This is a genomic window from Psychrobacter sp. 16-MNA-CIBAN-0192 (assembly GCF_040309565.1).
Lineage (GTDB): Bacteria > Pseudomonadota > Gammaproteobacteria > Pseudomonadales > Moraxellaceae > Psychrobacter.
Map to the genome: position 1 here is coordinate 1 of NZ_JBEOOX010000328.1, position 266 is coordinate 266.

General features: G+C 45.1%; 1 protein-coding gene. It reads right to left on the reverse strand.

Annotated elements, in window-relative coordinates; all coding sequences use genetic code 11:
• The coding region (locus tag AAEY78_RS13435; protein WP_352339815.1) for an SDR family NAD(P)-dependent oxidoreductase at positions 1-242 on the reverse strand (242 nt) is incomplete at its 3' end.
• Positions 243-266: the final 24 nt, after the last annotated feature.

The window sequence follows — 266 nt, forward strand, 5'->3', positions numbered from 1 at the left end:
TCCATCACCTTACTCCACTGCTCGTCGCTCATATCTACTACAGCGGTTTGACCACCTAGTCCTGCATTATTAATAAGCACATCAACACCTGCGAGTTTATCCTCTGCTGCATTGATCAATACCTGAACCTGTTCTTCTTGGCTTACGTCGCACAATTGGCCAAATACCTGTTGCAAACCTGTTTGCGCTTTTATATTAGCTACAGCTTCATCTAAACGACGTGGATGAATGTCAGATATCATTAATGCCCGGCACCCTTCTTCGGC